Source organism: Paenibacillus nicotianae (genome assembly GCF_042681745.1).
GTDB lineage: Bacteria > Bacillota > Bacilli > Paenibacillales > Paenibacillaceae > Saccharibacillus > Saccharibacillus nicotianae.
In genome coordinates, this window is sequence record NZ_JBHUGF010000010.1 from 1876174 (window position 1) to 1894757 (window position 18584).

The following is an 18584-nucleotide window of genomic DNA, read 5'->3' on the forward strand; positions in this document are numbered from 1 at the left end:
CTCCGTATCGTTATTGGGTAGACACTGTAATCAATCGCAGAAATTGCCCGTACGCTTCTTCCCAGGCCTGTACCTGCTCCGGTTCATAGATGTCGATAGGAAAAGAATTACGGATTACTGTTCTTGCTTCCTGCATGTCTTTGAATGTCCCCTGTGCTATCCATTGTACCGCTAAATTGCCAATTGCGCTTCCTTCAGCAGGCCCTGCCCATACCGGACGACCGATGGCATTCGATGACCACTGGCATAACAGTTTATTTTGGATACCGCCACCTACCATATGCAATCCTTCAAACGTGTTGCCTGATAATTGTTCGGTAAGTTCCAGCACATAGCGATATTTCAAAGCTAGACTTTCAAAAATACAACGGGTAATAGCTCCATACGTATCAGGTGGTTGCTGACCAGTCTGGCGACAATACTGACGAATCCGCGAACGCATATCGCCTGCATGAAGAAACAATACATCATCGGGATCGATAAGAGATGCAAACGCTGGAGCTTGCTGTGCATCATCAATCCATTGTTCAAATGAATAATGATGTCCTTCTCGCTCGGCTTCACGCTTCACTTCTTGGAAAATCCATAACCCCATAATATTTTTGAGAAGACGATACGTACCGTAAGCTCCGCCTTCATTCGTAAAATTCCATTGCATCGCTTGTTCTGTAATAACCGGTTCATTCACTTCGGTACCCATCAATGACCATGTACCACAGCTTAAATAAGCAAAATGCTTGGATACAGCAGGGACAGCGACCACAGCAGAAGCAGTATCATGTTCTGCTACAGCCGTCACAGGTATCGATGAGATGCCCAGATCAACCATTAAAGAAGATCGCACACGCCCTGCCGCTGCTCCTGGTTGAACAGGTGTGCTGAACCATGAAGCCGGAATACCAATACTGGACAACAATTTGCGATCCCAATCCCCCTGCTTGGCGTTAAAAAGTTGGGTTGTGGTCGCATTTGTAAATTCGTTGATCATTTCGCCAGTTAAAAAATAACGCAATAAATCAGGAATCATCAAAAAGCGCTCGGCTTCACTTAATAAAGGCGAATCACTCTGACGCAATGATGCTAATTGATAAATAGTATTAAAGGGAAGAAATTGAATCCCTGTTGTTTGGAAAATAGCACTTGGAGATAAATGCTCCTGTACTTTCTCCATCACTCCATGCGTATGCCAATCCCGATAATGATATGGATTGCCTAACAGTTCGCCATGTCGCCCAATCAATCCATAATCAACAGCCCATGAATCGATCCCGATACTCTCAGGCAACATATGCTCTTGCTTGGCAATGATTAGTCCTTGCTGAATTTCATGATATAGACGCAAAATATCCCAGTGTAGACGATCCCCTATTTTGACCGGTTCATTAGCAAAACGATGAATCTCTTGGGTCACGATCCGGTTATCGGTCAGTCTACCTATAATCGCTCGTCCACTGCCTGCTCCTAGATCATAAGCAAGAATACTCACCAGCTTGCACCACCTTTGCCTCTCGCTAGAATCGATTGACCATATTGATCATTTAGATATGCTTTCATCGGATCAACAGGAACACCGATCTCCTCCCGAATCGAATGTAGCAATGGCGTGACATCAAATTCAAATGCTTTACGTACCGCATCCTCTGCTCCAAGTACATCGCCTTTACGCTGAGCTTCAGCAACTTCTTGATGATCAATTAGTAATGCTTTGGCGTATTGCGTCTGCACATTCATCACCGAGCGAATCATCGCAGGAATTTTGGATTCAATATTATGAGATTGGTCGATCATATAGAGCATGTTGTTAACCGTATCGACCAATTTCTGTTCCTGACTGTCCAGCGCGTCCAAAATCTGATAAAAGATCAAAAACAGCTCATATGGATTCATAGTACCGACAACCAGATCATCGTCTGCATATTTATAACTATTAAAATGGAATCCTCCCAAGCGACCTTCGTCTATCAGATACGATACAATATGTTCGACATTGGCTCCGGGCAAATGATGACCGGTATCAACCAATACCTGTGCTTGTTCTCCTAATTTGAGCGATAAATTGTACGCCATGCCCCAATCGGCTATATCCGTATGGTAAAAAGCCGGTTCAAAACATTTGTATTCGATCAACATTCGCATATTAGGATCAAGGATTTTGTACATTTCTTGTAATCCTTCAAGCATCCAGTGTTTACGCTGACGAATACTACCCTGTCCGGGATAGTTGGTTCCATCTGCGAACCAGAGACTGAAATCTGTAGATTTAGTTTCTTTGGCGATATCTACACACTCTTTGAGATGAGCAATCGCTTTGTTACGAATAGCCACATCTGCATGCGTTACACTCCCCAACATATAATCTTCGTCTTGGAAAAGGTTAGGGTTGATCGCGCCGATCGTAAGCCCTAGATTTTCTGCATGACTTCGCAACTGGCTGTAATCATCTACTTTATCCCATGGAATATGAATAGCGACCGATTGGCAAGCACCTGTTACTTTGTGCACTTGAGCCGCATCTTCTAATTTTTCAAACGGAGTACGAGGCACACCGACTTTTTGAAATACTTTGAAACGAGTTCCTGAATCTCCATATCCCCATGAAGGGGTTTCGATTTGTAGCGCTTTCAATCTTGAACGAACAGTGTTTAGGTCAATTCCGCGGGACTGTTGCTGTTCTTCAAATAAGGCGTATGCTTTCATTTTATAGGCTCCTTTGGCAATTTTATGGAATAGGTATCTATGGTGGGGGGCCGCTCCGAGAAGTGAGATACCTATGAAGTAAAGATTTTAAAGGTTAGGTTTTCAGGTAGCTAATGTTACTTTATTGGGAGATCATTTAGAGTACTTCGAGTACTTTGTTGGCATAGAATGTTCATTTGATCATTGGAATGATTATTTTTATGTTTTTATTTTTTTGATTTTGTTTTGGCGATTTTTTAATCATTATGATCGGAATGCAATGATGATAATAAGTGTGAGTAAAAAATTGTTGTGATAGATAATTCGTAATTTCCATATTATACCTATTGTTGGATAATAGAAATGAGTTTATTGATAGTTCTGATTTGTCATGTAATTTGTATTGCTTTTTTAGTATCTTTTATTTCTTTCTACCAAAGATTATCGAGTGAATGCGGCAGGCACTCCTCCGTCTATAGTTAGCATACAGCCGGTTGTTTTTTCGGCTTTGGATGAAGCGAAGAAAGCGATGCCTTCCGCAATATCTTTTGGATAAATATTGACGAGCAATGTAGTACGTTGGCGGTAATGTTCTTCTAATTGATCGGGTTCGATACCGTATGCAGCAGCACGTTCATTGCGCCAGTTGGAATTCCAAATCGCTGATCCTTGCAAAATCGCATCTGGTAATATCGTATTGACACGAATACCATGTTCTCCGCCTTCTGCTGCGATACAACGGGCAAGATGGGCTTCTAGTGCTTTGGCAGAGCTATAAGCAGTTACACTTTTGCCGGCATAGATTGAATTTTTGGAACCGATAAATACCATACTACCGCCTAGTGCTTGTTCTTTCATAATTTTGAATGCTTCGCGGGCGACTAAGAAATAGCCTGTGCCTAATACATTCATATTCAGATTCCATTCTTTGAGCGTTGTATCTTCAAATTTACTAGAAGTAGCAAGCCCTGCATTATTGACAATAATATCGATTCCACCGTAATGAATCGCTGTCTCTGCATATGCTTGAGCTACTTGCTCTTCACTGGTTACGTCCATTTGTACTGCCAAAGCGCGATGAGCTCCATACTGTTGATTGATTTCATCGGCTACTTTTTGCGCGCCTTCCAAGTTCAAGTCTGCTAATACAACATGTGCGCCTTCGCTTACAAGGCGACGAGCCGTTTCACTTCCAATTCCACCTGCTCCACCTGTAATCAAAGCAATCTGACGTGAAAATTCGGTTTCCGCAGGAGCAAGCGACAGTTTGTATAATTCCAAAGGCCAGTACTCTACATTGTATGATTCTGATGCACTCAGGGACACAAATTGTCCAAGTGAAGTTGCTCCACGCATCACTGCAATCGCACGATGATATAGCGCTCCACTTACCAGAGACATGGCATGACTTTTGCCGGTATTAATCATACCTATTCCCGGAATCAAGATGACACGCGGTGCGGCTTCAAACATCACATCGCCTTCGTGAGCATTCTGGTTGAAATAGGCTTGATATTGCTTTTTGTAATCGTCAATCCCTTGAATCACAGCTTGCTTGAGTCCTTCACTGTCCTCAGCGCTTGGTATCCAATCGATAAATAGTGGTGTCATTTTGGTATGTACAAGATGATCGGGACAAGCCGCTCCTACTTGAGATAATGCGTGAGAATTGTTGGCGTTTACAAAAGAAAGTACATCGTCAGCATCATCAAACGTCAAAATCATGCGTTTACTATCGCTGACTGCTCCGCGTACGGCTGGCATAAGGTGAGCCACCATTTCACGACGTTTTTTGCTTTCAAGCGACTGTACTTTTTCGCCTCCAAATAGAGGTTGCTCTGATGCTTTTTGCTCGATATAGATGGCTGCTTTGTTGATCATTTCAATCGTTTTGGCATAGCATTCTTCCTGTGTTGCTCCCCATGTGACCAGACCATGCTTCTCCATCAACACCAGTTCAGCATTTGGATGATCCAGTACACCTTGAGCGATCATTTTAGACAATGTGAATCCTGGACGAATATAAGGAACCCACACAAAAGTATCTCCAAAAATATCTTTAGCGATTTCTTGACCATTGTCTGCACAACAAAGACTAATAATTGAATCAGGATGCGTATGATCTACATGCTTAAACGGTAAAAAGGCATGTAGTAATGTCTCAATCGATGGACGAGGAGCTTTGGCATCTATCATACAATTAGCAAGATAAGCCACCATTTCATCATCAGGCATTTCTTCTTTTTCAAACAATGGGCGAATATCATCAAGTCGTAATCCAGTAAAATGCTTCGCTTCCATCGAGGCTAGATCAGAACCGCTACCTTTCACATACATCACTTCAATCTCACGACCTCGAAAGTCAGTTGTGATTTCTTTGCTGGATGTATTGCCACCACCCCAGTTACATACACGACGATCTGAGCCAATCAGATTAGAGCGATACACCAGTTGATCTACACCTTCTTGTATGTCTGCAACCTGCCCTGTATTCCACTGATTCGGTATCATGATATTCCTCCATTTAATTATAAGTTTGGATAGTGATTTGAATATGTTTGTTTTGCTTTGATAGGAGTATATCATTTTTGAATATATTTGAAAAGTTATAAAACAAAAATAAACGGATTAAATTTCAATATTGTTAACGCTTACTCAAAATTATACAGAAAAATAATACAGGTTAACAAATATTGCTCTATGACTAATTTGCATAAAAAAGCCACTGTATCTGCTTCAGTGTATTGCTCTTTAAATAAACAGAGCGATATCCTGATAGCGTATCTTCTACAATGGCTTACTATAATCATATGCATTTTGGAAGTTTGTTTTTAGAAATTAATAATATGTTAGCAACATAATAACATTTACTGACTATCTGCCATACCTGAATACAGTTGACCTGTAGCATTGTTATCTGCATTTGCTTTTGTTTTGCCATCTGCTGCCCATAATAATCCACGACGCATCATTTCTTTGACAGGCGGCATCTCTACGATATCTGCATGGTGACCAAGCGAATTGTAATACACTCTACCTACACCCCACCGTTTTGTCCATACAACAGGCATCTGCACTTGACCATTAAGGCGATGTGGCCCATCTACAATCGGAAATGTAGTCGTGGCTAACACTTCTACTGCGGGATCGATATGCAGGTAATATTGCTCCGATTTCACTTGAAAATCTGCGATTCCTTCTACAAGTGGACTGGAACTTTGCTTCAGATTAACGGTATACTCTACCCCATCATTGCCCGGATGAGCAACCCATTGACCACCTGTCATGAACTGCCAATCGACATTTTTGCGAAAAGCATCACACATTCCTCCATGACATCCAGCAAGACCTGTACCTTGTTGTACAGCAGCAGAGACATGATCGACCAATTCTTGTTCAATATCATCCATTGTCCATACCGGTACAATCAGATCAAGTCCCAGTAATTTGTCTGCATCTCTAAATGCTTCTAGATCATTAGCAAGCTCTACTTCAAATGAAGCTTCCTGTAGCACATCTGCAAATATTCGGGAGACTTGTTCCGGCTCATGCCCATCCCATCCACCCCATACGATTAATGCTTTTCTCATCTTTAACACTCCTTAGTATTCTAATGGATCGTGCCAAAATTAAGACAGTGTTGCCAATTCAGGTTGCTTCCATTCATACTGAACCCCTGTTAACGATTCAGATAATGCCCATAATCGCTGTGAAACATCTGCTTGATATAACTTATCAATATGATCGTCTAATTTGGGGTATCCTTTACGTCCACCTTTACCATCCGGGCCTACATACTCTCCTCCATGAATCGCTGGAGATGTCGCCGCATACAATGTAGGCAAAGCACCCATCAACGCAGGTTGTCCGAATGAACGAGATAACAATCCAAATATACCGCTCACCGGCTTGCCTGAACCGCGTGAAGCCAAATTGGTATGTGTAAATCCCGGATGGCAAGCTACACTAATTGTATCTGCTTGATGTTGTGCTAGACGTAACTGTAATTCACGAGCAAATAACATATTGGCAAGCTTACTTTGACTGTAAAATTTAAAAGAACGATAACCCTGGCTGCCATCTAAATTATCAAAATCAATCTTCCCTGCATATGCCGCTATACTACTTAACGTCACAATACGAGCATGTGGCGTAGCTAACAAATGAGGTAATAATAAGCCTGTCAAAGCAAAATGCCCTAAATGATTGCTACCAAATTGCAATTCAAATCCATCCTGTGTTCGACTATATGGAGGCATCATTACACCTGCATTATTAATCAAAATTGATAAGTGATGATGTTGTTGTCTGAACTCTTCTGCAAAATGACGAATACTCGCTAACTCACTCAGATCCAGACGCATTAATTGTAATTTGGCGTTCGGATGAACATTCTGAATCGATTGAATTGCTTTTTGCCCTTTCTCATAATTACGTACCGCCATCACAATCTCTGCGCCTCGACCAGCCAGTATTGTAGCCGCTTCATAACCTATCCCGCTATTTGCGCCTGTTATGACGATCGTTTTGCCTTGCATATCTGGCACTTGTGATTCATCCCAGTGTGTAGTCATCGAATGTCCCTCCTTTATCTCACTATCTTTTTCTTACTGTATTGATTTTGCTTTACATTTCGGCGATATGAATCCAGCGACGTTCTTCAATCGAACGCTCAACAGCTTCAAGTACTGCCTGACATTTCACCCCATCTTCAAAATTCGGTGAAGCTTGTCGTTGTTCTGTAATAGCATTCATCATTTCTAACATTTCATGAATAAATGTATGTTCAAATCCGATCGTATGTCCGGGTGGCCACCACGCATCCATATAATCATGTACATCATCAGTGGCTAATACCCGGCGGAATCCCTGTGTATCTGCTTCATCTGATGTGAAATAGACTTCTAATTCATTCATCCGTTCAAAATCAAATTTGACACTTCCCAGACTTCCATTGATCTCAAAAGAATTGGTTGAACGATGCCCTGCTGCAAAACGAGTCGCTTCAAAACTTCCCAAAGCTCCATTTACAAATCGACTCATAAATAATGTAGCATCATCCACAGTCACATCACCTTGCGGGCCATCTTGATTTCCTTTTGCACTCAAGCCTGTCATTTCGGTGGCTAACGGACGTTGCTTAATAAAAGTCTCACTCATACCGATAACTTCTTGCATATCTCCTACCAAATAATGAGCAAGGTCTATTAAATGAGCGCCCAGATCACCATGCGATCCAGAGCCCGCAATTTCTTTTTGCAGACGCCAGACTAAAGGGAAATTGGGATCAAGCAACCAGTCTTGCAAGAACCAGGCACGAAAATGACGAATCTTACCCAATCGTCCACTATCTATTAATTTTTTTGCTAAGCGTACCGCAGGTGAAAAGCGATAATTAAACCCGATCATATGCACAATACCAGCTTGCTTTGCCGCTACTAACATTTCGCGTGAATCGGCAAGAGACAGTGCTAACGGTTTCTCACAAAAGATATGTTTACCCGCTTGTACGGCTGCTAACGCAATTTCTTTATGCATATTACTAGGTGCGTTAATATCAATCAGATCAATCTCAGGACGAGCGATTACATCTTGCCAGTCTGTTACGTACTCGTTCCAACCAAGTTGCTCTGCTGCTTGCTCAACTTGCTTGGAATCACGACCACAGATTACAGACATGTTAGGTTTGGTTGCTTTTGGAAAAAACATCGGTAGACTGCGATAAGCATTACTATGCGCTTTCCCCATAAATTTATACCCAATCATACCAATATGTATATCTTTCATCTGATCTCCTCCTTAGAAATATAACGCTTTCATAAATAAGAATATCAATCTTTTACCTGATTTTATTATGGCAGAATCAATAGTCGATCACAATGAAATCCAAAACAATGTTTGTCAGAAGCGAGAACGGGTATATATAACAAGGAACACTATACAGATTTTATTTCGAGGAGGAGTTAACCATGACAGAAGAAAACAAACAACCCGAAACTCATTCAGAAGATACACTGATGGAGAAAAAGAGAAAAGAGGATGGCTCCAATATCGAACCGCAAGCCGATGAATGGACAGCTAAACCTTCTCCAAAAGCAGCCGGAGATGACGATAAAACTGAGAAAGAGTAATCTTTGTCAGTACTCTTTTTAATCTAATACCAATATTGTAGAGCAAATCCTATTTTTATTGTATGCACTATCATTAATAAATATAGGTTCACTCTACTATTACAACATACAGCCTGTGATCAAGCATTTATCTGCTTTGATGACAGGCTTTTTTTCTATTGAATAGCTATTTATAGTCTAGTCTATACCAAATAAATGATACTTTGCTTGCTGATCACTAAATATACACTATTATTTTTCATTAGAATCTTTTGCATTTTTAAAGAAATCAAACTTGATAATATGATCAAAAATAAAACAGATAACAATAGCACCAATCGGAATCATCATGTAGTGCCACAATGGATGATTGGGAGATTCACCTTTTGGTGCTCGAAGTAAAATTTCGTACAAAACCAAACAATACGTAATGGATACGATGATACCTGTTATGTTTCTACCTTTTAACATAAATAGTGCTCACCTCCAATACTTATGGTGCGCCTTTTATATTAATACTTATTATCTCAAAAATGGATTTTATATTAATATCTTTACTATACCATGTTGATAGAACATTCTACTTCAAATACGATTTATTTTTAAAGTAGAATCTCTACTTTTTAAGTTGAAGTTACTTGTTGGTGCTTCTTGATCAGACAATCCTTGTGTAGAACTATCGACATCTTGTAGAACAAGATCCTCTTCTTGACGATAATATTCTATTCTATCACTCCTATTTATTGTAATATCCTGTTACTGCTGTTAAGCCAATATTAATAGGTAGATGTTGTAATAACGACTAACTACGGTATTATATACTTTTTTTACCCAAACAGAGCTATCCATCAACTGTATTTTATATGACGTTTTAGTAACAGATCAAAAAAGCACATCTACTGCTTTTGCCAGTAACAAAAGGTAGACCTGCTTTTCGATGATCATACATATATATAGACATATCAATAATGAAATCAAAATGATCAATTAATTAATTTGGGTAGGATTCCACTGATCATTTCCAGCAAGTACACTTTGAATCGTGATCGCTTTCGCTTGATCATTTGTCAAAAATTTTGCCCATTTCACGCGTGCATTGTTATTTGCTCCTGCACCTTTACTTGCATATTCATAATAACGAGCGGTCGCTTCATTCGCCGGATCACGCCAGTTATCCCAGCCTGTAGGTTGAATATGGGCTCCCATATCTGTATTGATATATGTCACTGCGGAATAAGGTCGCCACGGTCTGCCCAGATATACCGATTGATTCGCTGTGCCACTACTGGTCAGACGACTATTTAAAAATACATAACCATATTTCGTATCTGCTCCTGTGGAAGCGGCTGTTATATAACCTGTACCTAGACTATGAATCTGGCATTGATCAAATACCGCCGTTGCTGATCCAAAAATAAAATCAACTGTTCCTTCAATATAGCAATTTTTAAAATACTGTCTGCCTGTACCCGGTGTATAAAGAGTATCTTGATACCCTAGAAAACGTACATCGGTATAGATCGCTTTATCTGCATTATTATAAAAAGCGACCGCTTGCCCTGCATTAACCCCTGCATTGTTGCGGAAAGTAATGGTTTTGGCTTGAAAGTAGTCGCCTTTGACAGTCGTACTTGCGCTATTGGTTGTACTTCCACTACTCGCATTTGTGGCATTGTAGCTAAGAATAGTGCCTGTAGCACTTTCGCCTTGTAATGTCACATGTGGCTGAATGATCGTTAATTTTTCAGTATATGTTCCATTTTTGATATAAATTATTTTCTGTTGATTATTGTTAGCTGGAATCGAATCGATCGCTGCTTGTACCGTTTTGTATTGACCCGAGCCTTTCTGATCGACCACTATTGCGCCTGACGGTATAGCCGCTGTAGCTGAAGCCAATTCTGTTGTACTCGATGATGTGAGAGGATTAGCAGGTGTAGAAGAAATATGTTTCGTATCCGCAGAAGTAGTTGCTACCATAGATAATGATAAAGCAGTAACAATTGCTGTTGTTCCTAGCACTGTCCATGTTTTCATCAAAACACTCCTTAGTCTAAAATAAATTCCCTAAAAAGATAACGCTTACATAAATGACTAAAATAGATTGGTAATAGATTAGTTTTTAAATATCTTAGTTACGGCTTTATAATACCTTTTGTATCCTTTTTTGGAAATATAAAGATACAGAGATATTATCCAATAAAAAAGACCACTCTTGGTAAAAGAGTGATCTGCATATCGAATCGGTATATCAAAATGATTGTTTTATTCCTTCGATCTGAGATAGATATTTATTCACGATACATAATACAATCTAATATTAGATCAATTGTAACTCTTTTGCTTGTTCTTCGGTCAAAATAAACTGTTCATTCGCATACGTATCATCATCTTGATCCACACCAAACATCTGCATTACTTTTTCCCAGATTCCTTTATGTACTGCTTCTTCACGTGTGATAATAATTTTCATGTTATTCTCCGCCTTTGCTGTAATAGATTCATATATAGTAAATTGTTAGCTCGCCACCTATATAACACTTACTTCTATTTAAACATATTCCGTTCATAATCAAACGATAATCTAAAAATGCTGTATCACATGATTCTACCTTTTCTGGTTTATTTATGAACAATAATCGTTGCTATACAACAATAAAAAAACCTTAAGTATAATTTCTATACTTAAGGTTTGGGGTTATACCTTATTCTTGCGGAGCTGACTTATGAGCACGATGTCTTGGTTTTTTAGAAGGATCAGCTTTGAGTTTGGCTAATTCGTCTGTAACACGTTGTGCATATTCGGTATCTGCTTGTTGTAGATTAGCGATAAACTTCTCACTAATTACATCAGAACATTCAAACAGATTACTCGCAATATTCGCTACCAGTTCATCGCGTTCCCAATCTTCAAAGTCACGATACGTCTGACCAGCTTGAGCAAAATCGTTAGGACGATCTAGCTTCTGACGCATTAGATTCACATCATAATAATGAGGTTCATGGTCAGCGCCTGCTTTGGGAGCTTCTTTCAGACCACCTAGAGAAGAAGGCTCATAATTCACATGAGGATTCTGCTTCGGTGCCGCATCCGGTGCATAACGCATTTGTCCACCCGATTGGTTGGTTGCTACATTAGACTTCGGTGCATTAATTGGCAATTGTTGATAGTTCGCTCCTACCCGATGACGCTGAGTATCCGAATAAGAGAATGTACGACCTTGCAACAATTTATCATCTGAGAAGTCCAATCCATCGACCAGTACACCTGTACCGAAAGCCACTTGTTCTACTTCTGTAAAGTAGTCCACCGGATTACGGTTAAGCGTCATTTTACCTACTGGAAGAAATGGGAACTGATCTTCCGGCCATAATTTAGTCGGATCAAGTGGATCAAAATCCAATTCAGGATGATAATCATCACTCATAATCTGTACACATAATTCCCACTCTGGATATTCGCCACGATCTATCGCATCATACAGATCGACTGTCGCATGATTAAAGTCTAATCCTTGTACTTGATTCGCTTGTTCTTGCTTCAAATTCTGAATACCTTGCTCCAACGGTTCCCAGTGATACTTAATTAACACGGCTTCTCCGTCTTTGTTTACCCATTTATACGTATTCACACCGGAACCTTGCATTTGCCGGTAGTTGGCAGGAATCCCCCACGGTGAAAAAAGGAAGGTTGCCATATGTGTAGACTCTGGACTATTTGCCAGAAAATCGAAAAAGCGTTCCATATCTTGCACATTAGTAATCGGATCAGGCTTAAAGGCATGAACCATATCAGGGAATTTCAAAGGATCGCGAATAAAAAATATTTTTAAGTTGTTACCGACCAAATCCCAGTTTCCATCTTCGGTATAGAATTTAGTCGCAAATCCACGCGGATCACGTAAAGTTTCCGGTGAATGATTACCATGGACTACTGTAGAAAAACGTACGAAAACAGGCGTTTGCTTTCCTTTTTCTTGAAAAAGCTTAGCACGCGTATACTTGGAAATAGGCTCATCGCCAGCGGTTCCATAGGCTTCAAACACACCGTGTGCTCCAGCACCACGAGCATGCACGACACGCTCTGGAATACGCTCCCGATCAAAGTGAGAGATTTTTTCTAAAAAGTTGTAGTTTTCTAGCGTAATCGGGCCTCTATTACCTACTGTTCTTACATTCTGATTGTCAGTGACCGGATGTCCCTGACGATTCGTTAACGTCAATTCTTCTTCGTGTTCACTTGCTTGCGGGTGCTTCTGATTATCGTCTGCCATGGATAGTCCGCCTTTCAAGAAAGTATGAACTTGCTGTATTCCAAATGAACAATAATACACAGGTGCAAATTGTATAACTGCTTCTACTCTCATCTCTTTCAACAGAATGTCCATGATGCAACAACTATTGATAAAGAGAATACAAAGTATTACCTTTTTTTACCTGCCTGAGCACATTATAAAACATTTTTTGTACAAATAGTGTACTATTTTTAAATTTATGTCTGAAATGTGAATGAAGATATGATGAAGTTGCTATGTTTGCTTTTCATTTTGTACTTCCTTATAATAGAAACAATCAGGCTATGGTGCCCCTTCCTTCTACCTTCGCAAATGGATGTTTTATTAGGGACACCTGTTTCCTGATTTTTTTATGTGTTCAATTAAAAGCAGTTACTTTGCAATATGATTTTAAATAAGAAAAGGTAGCGCTTATCGTACCAAGCGTTGAAGGAGTGAGCATGATCTATGGATCAATTCTCTATTTATTTACAGCGTGAACTAAAAGTAATTATACATACTCAGCAACAAGAAACCCCACTATCTTCTACAGTATTAGCTACAGCGTTAAAAAACTTAGAACCGATCGGATTTACATTCTCACCGGAAGTATTAGATATTCTACATACATGGTCATTAGACACTTTTATTCGCTGGTATAAAAAGCTGGTGAAAGAACTCTGCGAAATAACAGGTTTTGATCGAAACTATCAGATGATGTACCCTCGCTTCCCTGATCAAGTGATGCAAATGTCAGATGCTCAGTTGTATATGAATGCTCTTATTCATTATTGGACAGGTATGTTGCCTGAGAATGATAGTACAACAGACGACCAACAACCAAAAATTATGCTACTGGATCAAGTATCTTTACGTGTGATTCGTCTTGGAACAGAAGATGAATTTACACAAATATGTGAGAAGTTGCTTCTTGCTGCCGCTGCTCTTCCTTTAGCAAGTCGTGAACATTTAGTATGGTTTGCGAATCATCAACCCCAGTGGCAACAACATACACCTGAAGTAATTCCTAACAAAGAGAATGCGGCTGTATTTATCGCGGCATTAATTTCTGCCAAAAAAATAGATACTGACTGGTTATATACTCATGTGCAGACGGCTACAGATATTTTGCGTATAGCGACAGCGTTGTCTAATGGGGATGTAAGTCTTGCAACCAATACTATATTTATTTCGTTTTCTCGTTCTCAGCGGAAATTAATACTAGCTTTATTGGAAAAGATCAGTAACCCACTGGAAGATATGTTCCGTTATGAAGGTAGATGGATTCGGTTAGGTGAAAGGCTACATCCCGGCGAATATCGTCAGCGGTTTCCACACACAGCGATGAATTTTGATCGTTTGCGCAATGGAGAGCGTCCCAAAACGTTCTATGCTCAAGTTGAACAAGCTTTTGAATCTTTTGCTGATGAACAAATATTGGATACACTGAGCAAACGTCCCGGTGAATTTGTACGTCGTCTGGATCGAATGATTCGTAGTGGCGTGAATATAGATGCTTTATTAGATCGCTATGCGTCTATAGCTAAAGAAGTATCTACTCCTATTTTGCTAAGTGTTCTAGCTCATTTTGAAAAACGTTCTTCTTTGTCACCTAGACGACAATTTTTCCCAAAAGGCAATACAGCTAACTTATTTGTTCTGAATCAGCCTCTTGCTCCTCTGCCTCAACAGGTAACTTCTTCGATGATTACAGTCACAGAGCAAGCATTGATCGCTAGATTCGCTGAACAACCGGATCTCGGAAAAATCTATATTGATCCTCAGTTAGAAAAACATGTTGTCCCTTTAGGTATACGCTCGGCTAGCAAATCATTACGTACATTAACGCGCGGCTCATGGATACCTTTAGATGCTGGTGATACATTGCGCTTTTTTGTATGGTGGAAAGAAGGATTAGTAAACGGTGTACCTACCGATCGTGTAGATATTGATCTATCTGCTATTTTGTATAATGATCAATGGCAACGAATAGAGCAAATTTCGTATTTCAATCTGCGTTCTGATCAATTTTTAGCTGCTCATAGTGGAGATATAGTTACGGCTCCTGAAGGTGCGGCAGAGTATATCGACTTGCATCTTCCTTCTGTACAAGCATCAGGAGTTCGCTATATTCAAATGTCTGTGAACGCTTTTACATCCCAAGTATTCAAAGACTTACCTGAATGTTATGCAGGTTGGATGATGCGTCAGGTTCCGCAATCCGGTGAAATCTTTGAAGCTTCAACAGTGCAAAATCGAATAGATATTGCAGCCAATTCTCGCATCTGTATTCCAGTTATTGTTGATATAGTGCAACGCGAAGTGTTATGGTCAGATATCGCTTTGGAACAATATCCTGATGATATCAATAATATAGAAACGAACCGCTTCAGTTCTGCACTGGTCGGACGAGCAATGACTGAATTGATCCGACCAAATCTGTATCAATTGTTCCATCTTCATGCTGAAGCTCATGGAACGCTGACTACAGATATAGAAGAAGCAGATCTAATTGTTACAGCTCAGCTCGATCAGGAGTCGTTGATGCGTTCGATAGATCCTATTTCGCTATTACCACATGCCAAGATGATTACACCGCTAGATCAAGATCAGATTTTAGCTGATTTTTTATAAAGATTACTATTATGAGATAGCTACTTTTTGTTTCCGAATAGCTTTTATACGTTTTAGAAGTGCAGTACTCAATGACGACTTCGTTGTGCTCATGGGTTACTGCACTTTTGTTTATTTCAACGATTCGATATGTACCATACAGATAAATTTCACAAAAAGGAGTAGTGGATAATGTCTCTGAAAAAAATTACGTTATTGAAAGAAAAAATCGAAGATTTCAATAGCTATCCCTTTTCGCTTCCTTTCATTCAGCATATGGATCAGCTTGATCTGGAATATCCAGTTACATTTTTTGTAGGTGAAAATGGATCGGGTAAATCTACACTTTTGGAAGGAATTGCTTATCAATGTGGATTTCATACCGCAGGTGGTTCGCGGCAAAATAGTTATAAATTGGATCAATCTGAATCTGCTTTAGGCAACTATTTACGTTTATCATGGCTTCCCAAATTAACAAATGGCTTTTTTCTGAGAGCCGAATCTTTTTATAACTTTGCTACTCATATTGATGAAACGGAAAAAATACGTTCAACTGAATATAGCAATTACAGTGGCAAATCTCTTCATCACCGTTCTCATGGAGAATCATTTTTAACCTTATTCACACAAAAGTTTGCTTCTGCGCGAGGACAATCTATCTATCTGCTAGATGAGCCAGAAGCCGCTCTATCTCCTGCTAGACAGCTCTCTTTAATGAGGATTATCAAAGACCTTTCACCACGTTCGCAGTTTATTATTGCTACCCATTCCCCGATCCTACTCGGCTACCCTGATGCTGAGATTATTAGCTTTGATCAAGATCAGTTACAACCGATAGACTACCAAGATACCGACCATTACCAGATCACCAGACGATTTCTGGAAAATCCCAAACGAATCCTGGCTGAACTTTTTCATGACGATGATTAAGTCAATGTTATACTTAATACATTTTATATCATACAAACAGCTATATCTTATCTATCGTACACATTAACAATAATTGATATACATAGACAGACTATTCCCACCAGATTAACAACTCACTTCATAAAAACTGCAAAATAAAAAGCCTCTATCGTTCCAGCTTATAGAAGCTTTTTATTTTCACAACTATAACAACAATATGATGACTGTAACACTTGTTCTTGCCACACTAGATCACATCAAATTTTAACCGTTCCAACCTTGTATGTTGGATGTACCATTGACCCTCAATCGCTACAAATGTTTCGTAATAATAACCATATCCATGAAAAGAAATATGTTCGCTTCCTTCAGGAAAAGTCACATAATCCTCCATCGGCGAAATGACTTTTGCTTCGGTAGCAGAAATGAGTTCAATTTCGGCACTATGTACCTGATGTACCGTTTCCGCAGGATGCACAAGGTCTTTAAACACTTTTACAATCGTATCCCGACCTTCTAATAAAGGAATCGGATTGCCTTCTGTACTGAAATCAGCTACCGCGTCAGGAGCAAATACACTGCCTAATTCATCCCACTTTTTCATATCAATCAGACGGCAGTACCTAGATTTGGTGGAACGAATACCTTCATAAGCAAGCAAAACTTCAATATCAGTCATAAACGAATATTTCATTGGCTTTCCTCCAAAAGGTTAATCTAATTCTAATCCTTTGGTTTCTTTCCCTAGAAAAGCAACCGCAGCTACACCGATTAGAATCGTAACAAAGAAGATCGTAAAGATTGTACTAATCGCTACCCCTTTACCGACTAACATTCCGACTAGAAATGGAGCGATGACTCCACCTACACGTCCAAATGCAGCAGCCATTCCTACGCCGGTTGAGCGTACTTTAGTCGGATACAATTCAGGCGTATACGCATATAATCCGCCCCATGCACCGAGGTTAAAGAAGGATAAACAAATACCAGCCATCAAAAGCGAAGCGGTTGTTGTCGCGAATCCGAACCAGATCGCACTTACAGCAGTCAGAATCAAGTAAACAATCAATACAAATTTACGTCCGAATTTTTCAATAAAATAAGCCGCTGTAAAATAACCTGGCAACTGTGCCAACGTCATAATCAACACATATTCAAAACTTTTGATCAAAGTAAAACCTTTCAAACCCATCACTGACGGTAACCATAAAAACATACCATAATAAGAAAAAACAACTGTAAACCATAGTATCCACGCCATAATCGTTGTACGGCGATGTTCACTACTCCAAATATCAGCTAACCCTTTTACAAAAGAAGCACGTCTGCCTGCTCCATTTTTCACAAACTTCGGCGAATCTTCGATCGCCCGGCGCAAATATAATGCATATAGTGCAGGCACAGCTCCTATAATAAAGCCCCATTGCCATCCATATTGTGCAATCACAAAGTAAGCAACAACTGCTGAAATAATCCACCCGAGCGCCCAGAAGCTTTCTAATAATACCACTGCACGTCCGCGATCTTGCACTGATACTGATTCAGACACCAGTGTAGAAGCAACTGGAAGTTCTCCACCCAGACCAAAACCTGCGATAAACCGCAACACTAGCAAGATTCCAAATCCTGTAGCTAGAGCAGACAATCCACTAGCGATAGAGAAAATAAGTAATGTCCATAGCAAAATCGATTTACGTCCATAACGATCTGCCAGATATCCTGCTGTTGCGGCACCTACAGCCATACCGACCGAGTTAATACTGGTTAAATACCCGATTTGTTGCGGTGCTAGATTCCAATCTTTTGCCAGTGCTGCTGCGATAAATGAAATCATACCCACTTCCATCGCATCAAACATCCAGCTAAATCCAGCACTGACCAGCAACTTGCGTTGCTTCGGATTTTGCAACATTTCTAACTTATTCATGCACTTTGCCCCTTCTTTCTCTGCGCTTGTACTTTTTGTTACATACTTTGCCAAACTTAATATCTGCTCATCTAA

Annotated in this window: 15 protein-coding genes; 3 read left to right on the top strand and 12 right to left on the bottom strand. The window is 39.8% G+C overall.

What is annotated here, in order from left to right; translation table 11 throughout:
* Positions 1-10: 10 nt before the first annotated feature.
* The 6 genes from rhaB to ACFSGI_RS12305 all read right to left on the bottom strand — a co-directional run bounded on the left by rhaB (position 11) and on the right by ACFSGI_RS12305 (position 8463).
* Positions 11-1486 (bottom strand): rhamnulokinase, encoded by a 1476-nt coding sequence (gene rhaB / locus ACFSGI_RS12280; protein ID WP_204824420.1) that lies wholly within the window; start codon positions 1484-1486, stop codon positions 11-13.
* A complete protein-coding gene (rhaI, locus tag ACFSGI_RS12285) occupies positions 1483-2697 on the bottom strand; it encodes an L-rhamnose isomerase (RefSeq protein WP_204824421.1) in 1215 nt (404 codons plus the stop codon). Before rhaI ends, rhaB begins: the two co-directional genes overlap by 4 nt.
* A 420-nt stretch (positions 2698-3117) precedes the next feature.
* Positions 3118-5187, bottom strand: coding sequence for a bifunctional aldolase/short-chain dehydrogenase (locus ACFSGI_RS12290; RefSeq protein WP_204824422.1), 2070 nt, complete (start codon positions 5185-5187; stop codon positions 3118-3120).
* Positions 5188-5543: 356 nt separating this feature from the next.
* On the bottom strand, positions 5544-6266 hold the full coding sequence (locus tag ACFSGI_RS12295) for a ThuA domain-containing protein (RefSeq protein WP_204824423.1): 723 nt from the start codon (positions 6264-6266) through the stop codon (positions 5544-5546).
* A 39-nt stretch (positions 6267-6305) separates the two neighbouring features.
* Positions 6306-7250: an oxidoreductase gene (locus ACFSGI_RS12300; protein ID WP_204824424.1), complete on the bottom strand. Its 945-nt coding sequence runs from the start codon at positions 7248-7250 to the stop codon at positions 6306-6308.
* 52 nt (positions 7251-7302) lie between these two features.
* Positions 7303-8463, bottom strand: coding sequence for a Gfo/Idh/MocA family protein (locus ACFSGI_RS12305; RefSeq protein WP_204824425.1), 1161 nt, complete (start codon positions 8461-8463; stop codon positions 7303-7305).
* Between the two features lie 182 nt (positions 8464-8645).
* Here ACFSGI_RS12305 and ACFSGI_RS12310 point away from each other — a divergent pair, with 182 nt between their 5' ends.
* Entirely contained in the window at positions 8646-8807 is a 162-nt protein-coding gene (locus ACFSGI_RS12310; RefSeq protein WP_204824426.1) for a hypothetical protein, read from the top strand.
* A gap of 231 nt (positions 8808-9038) precedes the next feature.
* On the opposite strand, the gene ACFSGI_RS12315 is transcribed toward ACFSGI_RS12310, so the two are convergent.
* The 4 genes from ACFSGI_RS12315 to ACFSGI_RS12330 form a co-directional block, all read right to left on the bottom strand.
* On the bottom strand, positions 9039-9257 hold the full coding sequence (locus ACFSGI_RS12315) for a hypothetical protein (protein WP_204824427.1): 219 nt from the start codon (positions 9255-9257) through the stop codon (positions 9039-9041).
* A 516-nt stretch (positions 9258-9773) separates the two neighbouring features.
* Positions 9774-10823 carry a pectinesterase family protein gene (locus ACFSGI_RS12320; RefSeq protein ID WP_379283326.1) on the bottom strand — a complete coding sequence of 350 codons (1050 nt, stop codon included), beginning with the start codon at positions 10821-10823 and terminating at the stop codon, positions 9774-9776.
* A gap of 283 nt (positions 10824-11106) precedes the next feature.
* Positions 11107-11259 carry a hypothetical protein gene (locus ACFSGI_RS12325; protein WP_204824428.1) on the bottom strand — a complete coding sequence of 51 codons (153 nt, stop codon included), beginning with the start codon at positions 11257-11259 and terminating at the stop codon, positions 11107-11109.
* A gap of 232 nt (positions 11260-11491) precedes the next feature.
* A complete protein-coding gene (locus tag ACFSGI_RS12330) occupies positions 11492-13060 on the bottom strand; it encodes a catalase (protein WP_204824429.1) in 1569 nt (522 codons plus the stop codon).
* Positions 13061-13528: 468 nt separating this feature from the next.
* On the opposite strand from ACFSGI_RS12330, the gene ACFSGI_RS12335 reads away from it, so the two are divergent.
* Both ACFSGI_RS12335 and ACFSGI_RS12340 read left to right on the top strand, forming a co-directional pair.
* Positions 13529-15694 carry a TerD family protein gene (locus ACFSGI_RS12335; RefSeq protein WP_204824430.1) on the top strand — a complete coding sequence of 722 codons (2166 nt, stop codon included), beginning with the start codon at positions 13529-13531 and terminating at the stop codon, positions 15692-15694.
* 171 nt (positions 15695-15865) lie between these two features.
* On the top strand, positions 15866-16603 hold the full coding sequence (locus tag ACFSGI_RS12340; protein ID WP_204824431.1) for an AAA family ATPase: 738 nt from the start codon (positions 15866-15868) through the stop codon (positions 16601-16603).
* Between the two features lie 226 nt (positions 16604-16829).
* Here ACFSGI_RS12340 and ACFSGI_RS12345 read toward each other — a convergent pair whose 3' ends face one another.
* Positions 16830-17276: a nuclear transport factor 2 family protein gene (locus tag ACFSGI_RS12345; RefSeq protein WP_204824432.1), complete on the bottom strand. Its 447-nt coding sequence runs from the start codon at positions 17274-17276 to the stop codon at positions 16830-16832.
* 18 nt (positions 17277-17294) lie between these two features.
* Positions 17295-18509 (bottom strand): MFS transporter, encoded by a 1215-nt coding sequence (locus ACFSGI_RS12350; protein WP_204824433.1) that lies wholly within the window; start codon positions 18507-18509, stop codon positions 17295-17297.
* Between the last annotated feature and the right edge of the window lie 75 nt (positions 18510-18584).